12 protein-coding genes are annotated in these 13,953 nt (G+C 43.3%); all 12 read right to left on the reverse strand.

Going from position 1 to position 13,953, the window contains the following annotated elements; genetic code table 11:
• Nucleotides 1-257 precede the first annotated feature (257 nt).
• The 12 genes from NL111_RS06340 to NL111_RS06395 all read right to left on the reverse strand — a co-directional run bounded on the left by NL111_RS06340 (nucleotide 258) and on the right by NL111_RS06395 (nucleotide 13,953).
• On the reverse strand, nucleotides 258-2,201 hold the full coding sequence (locus tag NL111_RS06340; protein ID WP_270515329.1) for a PTS fructose transporter subunit IIABC: 1,944 nt from the start codon (nucleotides 2,199-2,201) through the stop codon (nucleotides 258-260).
• Between the two features lie 10 nt (nucleotides 2,202-2,211).
• A complete protein-coding gene (gene pfkB / locus NL111_RS06345) occupies nucleotides 2,212-3,123 on the reverse strand; it encodes a 1-phosphofructokinase (RefSeq protein ID WP_058121260.1) in 912 nt (303 codons plus the stop codon).
• Nucleotides 3,120-3,869, reverse strand: a complete 750-nt coding sequence (locus NL111_RS06350; protein WP_002831974.1) for a DeoR/GlpR family DNA-binding transcription regulator — start codon at nucleotides 3,867-3,869, stop codon at nucleotides 3,120-3,122. The genes pfkB and NL111_RS06350 overlap by 4 nt, the downstream gene beginning before the upstream one ends.
• A gap of 359 nt (nucleotides 3,870-4,228) precedes the next feature.
• Complete coding sequence (locus NL111_RS06355) at nucleotides 4,229-5,281, reverse strand: AI-2E family transporter (protein ID WP_002830493.1); 1,053 nt, start codon at nucleotides 5,279-5,281, stop codon at nucleotides 4,229-4,231.
• A 97-nt stretch (nucleotides 5,282-5,378) separates the two neighbouring features.
• A complete protein-coding gene (locus tag NL111_RS06360) occupies nucleotides 5,379-6,329 on the reverse strand; it encodes a ribose-phosphate diphosphokinase (protein WP_285110589.1) in 951 nt (316 codons plus the stop codon).
• Nucleotides 6,330-6,419: 90 nt separating this feature from the next.
• Nucleotides 6,420-8,930: an SF1B family DNA helicase RecD2 gene (gene recD2, locus NL111_RS06365; RefSeq protein ID WP_285110066.1), complete on the reverse strand. Its 2,511-nt coding sequence runs from the start codon at nucleotides 8,928-8,930 to the stop codon at nucleotides 6,420-6,422.
• Nucleotides 8,930-9,589: a tetratricopeptide repeat protein gene (locus NL111_RS06370; RefSeq protein WP_002830498.1), complete on the reverse strand. Its 660-nt coding sequence runs from the start codon at nucleotides 9,587-9,589 to the stop codon at nucleotides 8,930-8,932. Before NL111_RS06370 ends, recD2 begins: the two co-directional genes overlap by 1 nt.
• Before the next feature lie 9 nt (nucleotides 9,590-9,598).
• A complete protein-coding gene (locus NL111_RS06375; protein WP_002830500.1) occupies nucleotides 9,599-10,273 on the reverse strand; it encodes a histidine phosphatase family protein in 675 nt (224 codons plus the stop codon).
• Nucleotides 10,274-10,477: 204 nt separating this feature from the next.
• On the reverse strand, nucleotides 10,478-11,611 hold the full coding sequence (gene mnmA / locus NL111_RS06380) for a tRNA 2-thiouridine(34) synthase MnmA (RefSeq protein WP_002830501.1): 1,134 nt from the start codon (nucleotides 11,609-11,611) through the stop codon (nucleotides 10,478-10,480).
• 126 nt (nucleotides 11,612-11,737) lie between these two features.
• Nucleotides 11,738-12,079 (reverse strand): DUF1831 domain-containing protein, encoded by a 342-nt coding sequence (locus NL111_RS06385; protein ID WP_002830502.1) that lies wholly within the window; start codon nucleotides 12,077-12,079, stop codon nucleotides 11,738-11,740.
• A gap of 12 nt (nucleotides 12,080-12,091) precedes the next feature.
• Nucleotides 12,092-13,252 (reverse strand): cysteine desulfurase family protein, encoded by a 1,161-nt coding sequence (locus tag NL111_RS06390; RefSeq protein WP_002831978.1) that lies wholly within the window; start codon nucleotides 13,250-13,252, stop codon nucleotides 12,092-12,094.
• Nucleotides 13,249-13,953 carry a 5'-methylthioadenosine/adenosylhomocysteine nucleosidase gene (locus NL111_RS06395; RefSeq protein ID WP_002830504.1) on the reverse strand — a complete coding sequence of 235 codons (705 nt, stop codon included), beginning with the start codon at nucleotides 13,951-13,953 and terminating at the stop codon, nucleotides 13,249-13,251. The genes NL111_RS06390 and NL111_RS06395 overlap by 4 nt, the downstream gene beginning before the upstream one ends.

A 13,953-nucleotide genomic window follows, 5' to 3' on the forward strand; every position in this document is an offset into this window, starting at 1 on the left:
TTCGCCAACTTTGAAAACACTATTTATACATTAGATATTCAATTTTTCTTTAGGAATTCTTATAAACCCCTTCAATACGGTGTTTAACAAAACTTAATAAATTCAAATTTTTTTGTCCCGCTTTTTTGATAAAAAGCTTAATTTCAAGCACATTTAGCTAGCGTTACAGTTTTGTTACAAAAAAAGCACATTGTTACAAACCTTGTAACAATATGCTTTATCGCATTAACTATTTTTATGCACAAAATGAATATTTATTAGTCATTAGTAGTGCGCCGTGGCTTCCAGATTCCCATAATGAACCCTGCAACTACTGCCCCAATTAAGACTGATAGGACGTAGAAGAGCTTGTGATCCGCTAACGCAATTACCCAAAGGCCACCATGCGGTGCAGGAACGCTAACTTTCCAAAGCTGACTTAGTCCACCACCAATTGCTGAGCCTACAATACTTGAGCCGATTACCCGGAGCGGATCAGCCGTAGCAAATGGAATTGCCCCTTCGGTAATGAAGGAAATTCCTAATACCCAGTTAGAAATCCCCGCTTCGCGTTCTTGTTCAGTGAACTTCTTTGGCCAGAAAGTTGTCGCAATGGCCGTTGCTAATGGTGGAACCATCCCACCTACCATTACGGCCGCCATTAGATCACCATTTTTGGTTGACGTAAAGGCCGCAATCGCAAATGCGTAAGCCGCTTTATTAAACGGACCACCCATATCAATCGACATCATTCCGGCTAAGACAGCTCCTAAGAGGACTGCATTACCAGTACCCATGCCTTCCAAAACACCAGTTACCCAAGCGTTTACCGCCGCAAATACCGGGTTAATAATGAAGAACATTAGGGCCCCAACTAACAATAAACTGACAATTGGGTAGAATAGCATCGGTTTCAAACCTTCTAATGATTTAGGAATGAAGCGGAAGAACTTCTTTAGCGCATTGACAATTAAACCAGCCGCAAAACCAGCGATCAATCCACCAATGAAACCTGAAACACTATTAGTATGCATAATGCTTGCCGCCGATTGGGTAGCCATGTAACCACCAACTACCCCGGGCATTAACGCAGGTAAATCACCAATTGATTGAGCAATAAACCCAGCTAAAATCGGAATTAAGAACGAAAAGGCGTAATTACCGATATCGTTTGGGAAGGTGAACCATAAGCTGGTTGCCGAAGTATATCGTTCAATAAAGAACGAAATCGCCATGATAATTCCACCACCAACTACGAATGGTAGCATGTGGGAAATTCCGTTCATCAAGTCCTTATATACTTCGTTCCAAAAACCGCCCTTAGATTCATCAGCAGCATCATCGCCATCGGCTTGGCTTGCACGGAACGTGCTTGCCTGATGGTTTTCGACCATTTCAATTAATTCATCAGCTTTGTTGATCCCATCAATTACCGGCCGATTTAGCAAGGGTTTCCCATTGAAACGCGCCATTTCAACCTTTTTATCGGCGGTGACAATTACTCCGTCTGCACGTTCAATATCTTCCTTAGTTAAACGATGCTTTACCCCTTCGGAACCGTTAGTTTCAACCTTAATATCGATTCCCTTATCTTTAGCTGCTTTTTTCAAAGCTGCTTCCGCCATGTAAGTGTGGGCAATTCCGTTAGGACAAGCTGAAACCGCAACAATAAATGGTTTTTGGGTTGCTGAAGTTTCTTCAGTTGCAGGAGCCGCATTCGTTGCAGGAGCTTCTTCTTGAGTATCTGCAGCATCTTCGGCATCCTTCGCCGCTTCCGCTTCTTCAAACAATTTAATCACGTCGTCAGCACTTTCCGCTTTTTTCAACTTCGCAACTAGGTCCGGGTTGATTAACAAACTGGAAAGTTTTGCCAGCGCTTGTAAATGGGCGTTATTCGCACCCTCAGGAGCTGCAATCATAAAGAAGAGGTGGACTGGTTGTCCATCTAAGGCATTAAAATCAACGCCTTGACTGCTCTTAGCAAATAACACGGCTGCTTGGTTAACCGCATCAGTTTTAGCATGTGGCATAGCAATCCCATCACCAATTCCGGTGGTGGATTCTGCTTCCCGATCTAATATCCCTTTAAGATATTTTGCACGATCGGTAACGACTCCTTCAGCCACGTACTTATCAATCATTTCGTTAATCGCTGCTTCTTTTGAATCAGCTTTTAAATCTAGAATCATCAAATTTGGTTTGAGTAGATCCTTAATTTTCATCCTTCATGCCTCACTTTTCAAAAATTTCAATTGCGTTAGCAACTTCATCAATCTTAGCTTTGGTGGCAATGTCTAGTGAAAAGGCCGTTGCACTACCACAAGCTAAGCCTTGTTTAAAGGCCCGTTGCTTATCGTGGGATTTAACCAATTCTCCAACAAATCCAGCAAGCATTGAATCACCTGCCCCAACCGAATTAACAACGGTGCCTTTAGGTGCAAAACTGCGGAAAACCTGATCCTCAGTAACGAGCATCCCTCCTTCGCCAGCCATTGAAATCATTACATTTTGAGCGCCCATTTCAATTAGCTTTTTACCATATTCTTCAATTTGGTCATCGGAAGTTAGCTTTACCCCGAATAAATCTCCGAGCTCATGATTGTTAGGCTTAACGACCAGCGGATGGCTATCCAACGTATCTAACAAACCTTGTCCTGTTGTATCAACCGCGAAGCTTGCTCCATTTTGGCCGATCTTCTTGATAATGTCATCGTACAAAGTTTGTGGTAAGTTTGCTGGAACACTACCGGAGAAAATCACTACGTCGCCTGCCCCAACCTGGTCGAACTTGGCCATGAATTGGCTTAGTTCTTCATCGTCAATATTAGGCCCCAACGCATTTAATTCCGTTTCTTGTTGAGCGTGAATTTTCACATTAATCCGGGTATCTTCCTTAATGCCAACAAAATCGGAATGGACCTTTAACTCTGTCAAGGCGTCGGCCACAAATTGCCCGGTAAATCCCCCTAAAAATCCAAGGGCGGTATTTTCCACATCTAGTTCATTAAGAATCCGGGAAACGTTGATCCCCTTTCCCCCAGGAAACTTAATTGCAGACTTCAATCGATTAACTAGCCCAACTTGCATTTCGTCTAAGCTGATTACGTAATCGATTGAGGGATTAAGCGTTACTGTATAAATCATTTTTGAACCTCCAAGTAATTTAGTTGCTGATCAGTTTTTAACCATTCTGGACATTCGTCAGCAATGATGGTTACGTCCTGTAAATCAGCAAACCTTGCAAAAGAAGTCTGATCAAATTTACTACAGTCTGCCAAAACATATGCGTCCCGACTTTGTTCAATTGCCGTGGATTTAATTTGCGCTTCCTGAATGTCCGGAGTGGTTAACCCTTGAACACGGTCGATTCCGTTCGTTCCCATAAAGCAGCGGTCAAAACGGAAAGTACGCAACCGATCGACCACTTCAGCGCCGATTAACGCTCGGGTCTTGTTTTTTAGCTGTCCGCCAACTAAGTAAGTCTTTATATCAAAATCAGACAATAAGCTAGCAATCGATAAGCCATTCGTGACCACTAGCAAACCCTTGAGTTCCGCTAAATAAGCAATCATTGAAGCGGTAGAAGTACCAGCGTCCAAAAAAATCACTTCGTTGTCTTGGACAAGCTCCGCGGCCCGTTTACCAATTTCATTCTTTTCTAGTAAGTTCAGTTTGGACTTTACTCGAAAATCAGTTTCATCTTGTAAATTGGTTTCTAAACGAGCTCCTCCATAAATCCTCTTCAACTTTCCGGCTGCTTCTAGGCGTTTTAAATCTCGCCGAACAGTGGAGATAGAAGCGTCGTTTTCTTGCATAATTTCATTAACCTTAACGAATTGACGTTCTTTTAACATTCGCAAAATGTTTTTCTCACGCAGTTCTGTAAGCATTTTCATCAACTCCCTAAAAGAATATATCACCATTCTTCGCCAAAATCAATCAAAATTGTTCAAAATAATTCATTTTTGTTCAAAAAGATTCAAACGAGCGTGGATTTTTATATTTACATCTTCTGGTATCGGGTCCTTTACAAAGTTACGCGCAAAAAAGTGGCCCGGGAAAACTAAAAAATCCTTTTTTAGGGTGAAACTATAAAAAAAATTTAACGGGTTGCCTTTAATAGCGTCAAAAGTCAACCCGTTCCGCTTAACAAAAAAACGACCATATGCCAATTTAGGCATAATAGTCGTTTATTAGTTAAGACGCACAAGCTAGCCGTCTTTTATTTGCCATAAACTATTAGTTTAAATTATTCAAATTCCTCTTCAATAGCTTCTTTGGGATTCTTTGGCCGGCGTCTTTTGATCTTAATTCCTAACAGATCAATAAAGAAGGCCACCGTAGGAATTCCCACGATTAACCCCCACGTTCCAATCATCTTTGCGCCAATGATTAGCGTGATGAAGGTGACAAACACTGGTAAATCCGTGGCTCCCGCCATTAGTCGAGGATGTAGGAAATACGATTCGAAAAAGTGGATTACCGCCACTAACGCTAACACTTCGACTACTGAAACCAATCCATTAGCCGAAAAAGCCACAATACTCAACGGAATTAGGGAGATTAACACCCCCGCGACCGGTATCAAGCCTAAAACAAAAACAATGATGGCCATTAACAAGAGTTTAGGAATCCCAATTATCCATAAACCAATCACCATCAGTCCGGTATTAATGCTACAAATGATTAGCTGCGTCTCAATCACGGTTCCTAAAATTAAGACGTACTTTCGTAACAAATAATATACAAGGTTAAATAGCCCTTGGTAACGGCTATGTAAAATTGCGTGTCCAAACTCCCGTAAGTGGTTGTAAGTTAAGTTGAAAACTAAGCTTAAGAATAACGCAATCATCACGTGCTCAGCCGCAATCCCAATCCGGCCTAATTGGTTCAATCCCGACATAGCAAGGTGCTGGCTGCCCTTAACCGCCGTGGTGTTTTTTGCAATTTCATTAATGATTCCTTGAAAATATTTGTTATTAAAAGCATCGCTGTTAATCGCTTGCCCAATCAACGCGGGGATCCCCTTTAATTGGTCATAAAGCATTGAAGCGGTGAAAGAAAATACCACGGCCGCAAACGCTAACAATACCGAGTAAAAAATCAAGGTACCGAGCGGTTGATTGACATGCAGATACTTTCGAATATTTTTAATACCCACGTGGGCAACAAACGAGAAAATGACAATCAGCAAAATTTGCGACATAAACCCGCGTAAAAGATACACAATTAATAGCAGAGCCGCCAACGTTGTCCAGAGTTGTACCGACTTCTTTTGCCAAATTCTTACTAAAACGTCCATTATTTTCCTCCAGTTATATCTTAAAAGGGCCTGCACAAATTATAATCTGTTGCAGGCCCTTTTGGGAAATATTTATTAATATTTAATGGTTATTTAATTAGTTTTTGCTTTTAAATAGCGGTGCGAGCGGTTCGTTGTTGTAAATCATCTTGATTGCGTTCCCTAATAAAGGTCCCACTGATAATTCGACTAACTTTTCAAAGCGCTTCTCCTCACCAATCCTAATGGAGTCGGTAACGATCACTTTAGATAGCTTGGAAGCTTGTAAAATTTGGGGTGCGTTCCGCGAAAAGATTGCGTGGGTAGCTGCACCATAAATTTCAGTAGCACCAGCATTATGCAAAGCTTCGGCCGAAATTGTCAGCCGGGTTCCCGTATCAATCATATCGTCGATCACTAAGGCAACTTTTCCTTTAACGTCACCGATGATCTCCGTAGGAATTTCGTTGAGGTTTTCCGCCGATTCTTCGTTACGGTTATCAATAATCGCAATTGGAGTTCCTAATAATTCCGCCATGTTCCGTGCCCGAGAGACACTCGCGTGGTCTGGAGAAACGACCACGAGGTTTTCAGAATCAAAATTATGTTCTTGGAAATAGCTTGCTAACAAAGGCGCCGCCGCCAAATGGTCGACTGGAACATCAAAGAATCCTTGGATCTGCGGAGCATGCAAATCTAGAGTCAATACCCGCGTAATGTCATCATCTTCCAACAAATTAGCGATTAATTTTGCCGTAATGGGTTCCCGTGAACGAGCCTTGCGATCTTGACGGGAATAGCCGTAGTAAGGAATCACTACGTTGATCTGCCGAGCACTTGCCCGCCGTAATGCATCAACCATGATTAACAGCTCCATCAAAGAATCGTTAATCGGATCCGAAATTGATTGAATCACGTACACTTCCGCTCCCCGAATACTTTCTTCGATGTTAACCTGAATTTCTCCGTCGCTGAATTGCTTAATGGTAGCCTTTCCTAATGGAATTCCTACTTCGTTTGCAATTTTTTCTGCTAACGCCCCATTCGAATTTAAAGAGAATATTTTCATTCTTCTTTTTGCTTTGCTTTCCACGGCTAAACCTCCAATTTTTATCTACCGCTATTATAGCCATCTTTAGTTATCAACTTCAACAAATACTTAAAGAAAATCCCGGGGAGTCACCCCGTCCATCCCAATCATCGGATCGATTTTTCCGGTTTCTACCAGTTGTTTAGTCAAAAGAGTTGGTTCATCCCCGCTAGTTGCGAAAGTTTCCGTAACTTCTGGCTTTGTAAGGATCGACTTACGCTGAGGTTCCCCTGCTTCGCTTTTTTCCGAAGTCGTTTTGGGTTCAGACTTTTCTGCAATTGGCTTTTCCGTTATGGTAATTTCCGGATTAAGTCGCTTAACTAAGCCAGTTTGCCGGTTAGCCGATTCGTTTTGTACAGCCCGTTGGTAAGCTTCTACCTCACCTAGTAAAATGATGGAGTCTGACGCCCGGGTTAACCCCGTATACAAAAGGTTGCGCTGTAACATCCGGTAATACTGGCGTACCATTGGTAAAATCACCACCGGAAACTCGCTTCCTTGCGATTTATGAATCGAAACGCAGTAAGCTAACGTCAACTGGTTTAGATCATTTTTTCCATAGGTAACCTCGTTGCCATCATAATCAACAATTAACTGTGCGTGACCCTTTCCCGCTTTTTCGGTAACTATTCCAGTTATTTCCCCGATATCCCCGTTAAAAATATTATTTTCAGGTGCGTTAACTAACTGTAAAACTTTATCACCAATCCGAAATTGCTGGTGATTTGCTTCTAAATATTTAGGGTGATCAGTTTGCGGGGGGTTAAGCACCCGTTGCAAATGGCGATTGATTTCATCGATCCCTGCGGCTCCGCGGTACATTGGCGCTAAAACTTGGAGGTCGTTTTTAGACAGTCCCCGAGCTACCGCGCGTTCCGCAATTTGATCGATTGCATCCGCAACTTGGTAAGCACTCGCCTTAATAAACGATTTGTCAGGACGATTTTGGGTAAAATCATCCGACATTTCTCCGTTTTGAATGCTGTGCGCCATTTGGATAATTGAAGAATCCTGCTCTTGCCGATAAATTTTAGTTAATGAAATTGTTGGAATTTTTTGACTACGAATCAAGTCACTAAAAACTTGTCCCGGTCCTACCGACGGTAACTGGTCCTTATCACCAACTAACACAACTTGCATTTCGGCGTTAATCGCTGAAATCAAGGTATTGAACAGCCCCGTATCCACCATGGACATTTCGTCCACCACGAGAAGTTCTCCCCGTAATTCTTGGATTTGTTCGTCGTGTAAATCGTCATTCCCGTTCAAGCCCAATAAACGATGGATGGTTTTAGCGGGAACACCGGTAACTTCACTCAACCGCTTTGCAGCCCGACCAGTGGGAGCAGCCAGTTGAATGGGATAATCCTGGTCCGGATTGGCGTTAGGGTCAAGATCTAGATCGTGCAGTTCCGCAAAACTATTGATTAGTCCCCTTACAATGGTGGTTTTACCAGTACCAGGCCCCCCAGTAATAATGGTAATTCCGTGAGACAGCGCCATTCTAATTGCGTTATTTTGAGTTTCGTCATACTCAAGCGCAAGATGTTCTTCCGCGCGTTTAATTGCCCGGTCAACCGCTTTTTCGTTAACCTTAGGAGGATTCTTAAGCAGATGCTGGAGCTGGTAGCCAATCGCTTCTTCCGCTTGGTAAAGCCATTTTAAATAGATTTGGCCGTTTTCTCCAACCACCCGTCCTTGTTTACCCAACTCAAGTACTTGTTCAGCAATCTTTTCAGCATTAATTTCGTTTCCCAATAGTTGCTGTGCCCTTTGCAGCATTATTTCCGCAACCATGTAAGTATCTCCGGTGCTGCTACACCACTCTTGAATCGTGGCTAAAATACCGCTTTGCAAGCGTCCTGGAAAATCAACCGGAAAATTTAGCTGCTGGCCAATTGCGTCGACACGCTTAAATCCAATATTTTCGATGTCATTAGCTAACTGATACGGATTTTCTTCGATAATTTTCAAGGTATCTTCGCGATATTTTGCAATTACGTTATCGGCGGTTTTGCCTGAAATCCCCAAATCCGCGAGTTTGATCAGGATCTTCTCCATCCCATTGGATTCAGCTAGCACCGTTTCAATCACGTCCGCCTGCGCGCTTGATAATCCGATATCCCTGAGCACCTGGGCATTATCCTTAATTACGTCAATGGCGTCCATCCCCAGTTGTTTAACAATCTTTTCAGCAGTTTTCTTTCCAATTCCCTTAAATTGCGAGCCCGCAAAATATTCAACTAACCCTTCCTTAGTATCTGGTCCTAACCGACTAGCCTGGCTTAATTGAATCTGGGTTCCGTACTTGGGGTGTTCCACCAATTTGCCCTTAAATTGGTACTTAGCTCCCTCCTGAACTTCCGCCATGTTGCCAGTTACCACAATTTGGGGTTCCTTCCAATCAAAGTCTTGATCAACCACGTCAATCAAAACCACCTTAAATAAACTAGTGGGACTTTCAAAAAAGACGGCGTTAACCGTCCCAGTTAACTCCACCATTTTATTCATGGAAGTTGCTTTTTTTGGAGGTGCTGCTGAACCTTCATCACCAAAAAGGTTTAGTTTCTCAAATGCCATTAATCTGCTTCCTTTGACGAATGCAATAGTTTATCAATATCGACTAGGCGTTGCTTTGCTTTACTGAAAAATTCGGGATCAATTTGTTTAGCTTTGGCAAAGTAATCGTTATCTGGTTGCTGGGTCAAGGTCATTTCGACCACTCCCCGGTTAAATAATAATTTCGCAGTATTTTTATTTTTCAACGCCACGTCGTAATATTTTTGGGCCGCTTGAGCCTCTCCCATTGCTAAATTGATATCGCCCATTAATTCATTAGTCTCTGGATCTTGCTGATGCTGTTCTAGCGCAGTCAATGCAAAGGCAAAGGCTAGCTTATACTGACTTTGTGCGTAATACCCTTGGGCAATCATTAGGTTAGCGTCGTGCCGGTATTGAGAATCTTTAACAGTTTGAAATGTAGCGTTGGCCCGCTCATAAAGCCCTGTTGCGTAATAAACATTGCCGAGCCCGTAAGTAAGTAAATCTTGGCTAGGTTGATCACTAAAAAGCCCCCGTGCTTTAACTAGGAGTTCTTCAGCTTGATCAAAGCTTTGCTGTTTAACCAAAACCGTGGCTAAAGCATAATAGTTTTGGGCATTGTGTGGGTCTTGATCAATTTTTTGAATTAATTCGTGAACTAAATTTTGGTTTTCTTCATTTTCTTTTTTTTCCGTCATCTTTTCACCTTAAATCACGTCTGTAGGATCTGTTTTTTTAGTTAAGTAGCTAGTATCGTTCCATTCCAAGAGCCGGTACGTCTTTCCCTGATCCCGGGTTTCTAGGATAGTGGTACTAGTGTTGGCGAGGCCGCCCCGTTTGCGTAAGTCGGGCAACGGAACCTCTAATAACGCGTTAATAATCGCGTTTAACGCGGCTCCGTGGCTTACAATAATTACCTGGTCATCATCGCCAGGGTTGGATTCACAAATCCGTAAAATTGCTGGACGCATTCGTTCAATGAGGTGTTGGAAGGTCTCTCCCTTGATTCGGGCGGGGAAATAGCGTTCGGGGTGGTTACGAAAAGCATCCACTTCTTCAGCATATTTCTTTTCAACGTCAACAAATTTCATTCCCTCCATCACACCTAAATCAAATTCCCGTAGACGACTGAGAATTGTTAAAGGGGTTGCGTGACCTTGCAATTCATCCAGTTCGTGTTGCAAGGTGGTGGCCGTCACCCGTGCCCGACGAAGCGGGCTAGCATATATGTGGCGGAACTGCTGGGGTGCTAAAAAGGCGGCTAATTGCTTAATTTCCGCGTAGCTTTCTTTTAAAAGCGGGGAGTCCCCCTTTGCTCCTTGATAACGCCCTTCTAAATTCCATTCGGTCTTTCCATGTCTTACAAAATATAATTTTGTCAAATCTCTCGTCCCTTTATCAATGTGTTTACCCACTATTTTAACATTAAACGCTAGATTGGTAATAGTAACGCTAGCCTTTTAACGGCAAAGAAAAAGGCCGGGGAAATTTTCCCCCGACCCTATTTGGTATTCTTTTTAATTGTACTGAAAGTCGTCTTTGCTAAACTTGCGTTATCAAACACGGAAAAATCAGCGAACCCTTTTTTAAACGTATTGCAATTGTTGCTTGCTCTCGCTATAGGCAGCATCAATAATTCCGCCACCGATGCACTCTTCACCATCGTAAAGCACGAGGGCTTGGCCTGGCGTAATTGCCCGAGCAGGCTCGTCAAAATCAACGGTAACCTTAGAGAAATCGTCGCTGAAATGTACCGTCACTGGAACATCCTTAGCACGATAACGGAACTTAGCCGTGCACCGGAAGTCATGGCCGCGCTCTTCGCCCAACCGGTTTACAAAATGCATGTCGGAAGCGTCCAAGCTAGCGGCGTAAAGGTGCGGATTATCAAATCCTTGACCAACGTACAGGATATTCTTGGAAAGGTCCTTACCAACCACGAACCAAGGCTCGTTGTTCTTAGAACCGCCCCCAATTCCGAGTCCGCGACGCTGACCGATGGTGTAGTACATCAATCCAGCGTGCTCGCCCTTAACTTCGCCATCAAGGGTCATCATCTTACCAGGCTTTGCAGGAAGGTAGTTGCTTAAGAACTCACGGAAGTTTTTCTCACCAATAAAGCAGATTCCCACCGAATCCTTCTTATCGTAAACTGCCAAACCAGCTTCCTTAGCAATTGCGCGAACCTCTGGCTTAACCATGCCCCCCAATGGGAACATAACCCGGTCAAGCTGTTCAGCACTAAGTTGGCTCAAGAAGTAGGTTTGATCCTTATTACTGTCCGTAGCGCGCAAAAGGTGCTGATGACCATTTTCGTCGCGCTCTACTTGTGCGTAGTGACCCGTTGCCACGTAATCAGCTCCTAAACTAATTGCGTAGTCTAGGAAAGCCTTAAACTTAATCTCGTTATTGCAAATTACGTCGGGATTAGGCGTCCGGCCCTTCTTGTACTCGTCTAAGAAGTAGGTAAAGACCCGATCCCAGTATTCCTTCTCAAAGTTAACGGAATAATAAGGAATCCCAATCTTAGCGGCTACCTTAGCCACGTCCTTGTAATCCTCGGTAGCAGTACAGTATCCATTTTCGTCAGTGTCGTCCCAATTTTTCATGAACACCCCAACGACGTCGTAGCCCTGCTTTTTAAGCAAATAGGCTACTACGGATGAGTCGACACCGCCGCTCATCCCGACTACAACACGCGTCTTGCTGTTGTCTGTCATTATATATCACCATCATTTCTAGAGATTCTGGAGAATCTTACGATTGAAGGTCGCAATAAATCCAGTAAATTACATTCTATAACAATCAATTCGGAAATTCCACCGTTAACAAAAAGTTAGTAAAAATTATTCTTGCACGAGGACTTCCCGTTCCAATAGTTGGTCAATAATGAAATGGTATTGCTCCACTAAGGGCTGGTCCTGCTCGCGCTTAAAGATGTTTGCTTTTTGCATTCCGTTAGCGGTCACCGTACTCATTTTAAATGCTGAAAAATCAGGTTTAATCATTATTTTTAACTTAATGCCCTGGTTGTACGGCGAAGTAGCATCCAACGACCGTTCCAAAATAAAGGTTCCGTTGTTTTTAGTAGTGAATCCTAAGTCAGTTAACGTATAACGCTTCAAGTTTTCGCTAAGCCGGTAAACGTGGGGGTCTCCGGCGATGGTAACTTCTTTAGTAAATGCCATGCCTACATCTCCTTACTTTTGTTTTAGGTGCTTTAAACGTTCCTCAATGGCAATAATCTGCTCACACAAGTAGTCTACATCTTCCGTGGTGGTGTTTTTACCAAAGCTAATCCGGATTGATTCCCCGATGCGTGGTGAATCAGCTCCGTACATCGCCGTGAGTACGTGGGAAGGTTCCAAACTCCCCGCCGTGCAAGCTGAACCGCCGGAAATTGCAACTCCGGCCAAATCCAAATTAGTTTGCATCACGTAGGTAGACATCCCCTTCAACCAGATGTTAAAGACGTGTTGTAAATTATCTGGCGAAAGTGAGCCATTAATTGCAAAATCAACGTCGTGGTCTTTAAGCTGCTGAATAATTTGTTGCTTAAAACCGGCGTAGCGTTTTTGTAAATCTGCTTTAGTCTGTTCATCCAGCAAACTTACCGCTTTAGCAAACCCCGCAAGGTTAGCAACGTTTTCCGTACCAGCCCGACGCTTATCTTCTTGTTCACCCCCGCGGATAAAACTATCAAAGTTAACTGCTTCATTTTTGTACAGAAAACCTGTCATTTTTGGTCCGTTGAGCTTGTGTGCCGAAGTGGACAAGAGGTCGATATGATCCCGCTTCACGTCAATATCTAACAACCCGTAAGCTTGAACCGCATCGGTATGGAAAACCGCCTGATGATCCTTTAAAATTTCACCAATTTCATGGATTGGCATCCGACTTCCCACTTCGTTGTTTCCCATCATGATGCTAACTAAGATGGTCTGATCGTTAAGAGCTTCTTTAAACTGGTCTAAGCTAATTACCCCGTCTTCGTTAACGTCTAAATAAACTACGTCAAAGCCCATTTCCTCTAAATGAGCCATCGGTTTTAGTACCGACGGATGTTCAATTTTAGTGGTAATGACCCGCTTACCAAGTTTACGGTTACGTAAAGCCACCTGCGTAATGGCGGTATTATTACTTTCGGTTCCGCCACTGGTAAAAATGATTTCATCATCGTTGGCATTAATACTTTGAGCGATTACGTGACGCGCTTCGTCCAACTGGGCCCGCGCTTGCCGCCCAAAGCCATGTAAACTGGAGGCATTGCCCCAGTTATTCTTGAGTTGGTCAGCAATGACATCCACTACTTCAGGAGCAGTTGGTGTAGTCGCCGCGTTATCTAAATATACTTGTTTCACGCTTGCTTCCCTTCCATCTTAAATAAATTAATTAGCATATTGGCAGAACGTTTTCCCGCCTCAATGATAAATTCATCAAAGGATACTCCAGCTTCGTCATCCCCCGTGTCAGACATCGCCCGGACTACGATAAACGGCTTATGGAACTGGTGGGCAACTTGTCCGATGGCTGCCCCTTCCATTTCACAACATAACGCATCGGGGAAATGGTCTAAAATTGCTTGGACCTTTTCTTGACTCGCAATAAATTGGTCTCCCGTGACGATTAATCCAGTTTTCACGTTTAAGTTAGTATCCTGAGCGGCTTGTTTAAACTTTTCTATTAACGCTGAATCCGCTGCATAACGGGCAACATCTTGTTCTGGTAATTGACCGTAAGCGTACCCAAACGCAGTCGCGTCCACGTCATGATAGGCAACTTCCGCAGACAACACCACGTCGCCTACCGCAAGTCCCTGTCCAATTCCACCAGCAGAACCGGAATGAATTAACGCATCGACTTTAAAATTAGTAATCAAAATTGCAGCAGTAATCCCAGCTTCAACTTTGCCAATTCCAGAACGGACTAGCACAACTTCGACATCTTCAATACGGCCTTCGTAAAAAATGACCCCGTTAATATCCGTTTGTTTAGTTAGCTCAAGATTTTCCTTAAGCGCCTTAATTTCTTCTTCCATTGCGCAAATTACGCCATACTTCAT

The sequence above is a fragment of the Pediococcus sp. AC40 genome (assembly GCF_030252485.1).
In the GTDB taxonomy this organism is placed as follows: domain Bacteria; phylum Bacillota; class Bacilli; order Lactobacillales; family Lactobacillaceae; genus Pediococcus; species Pediococcus acidilactici.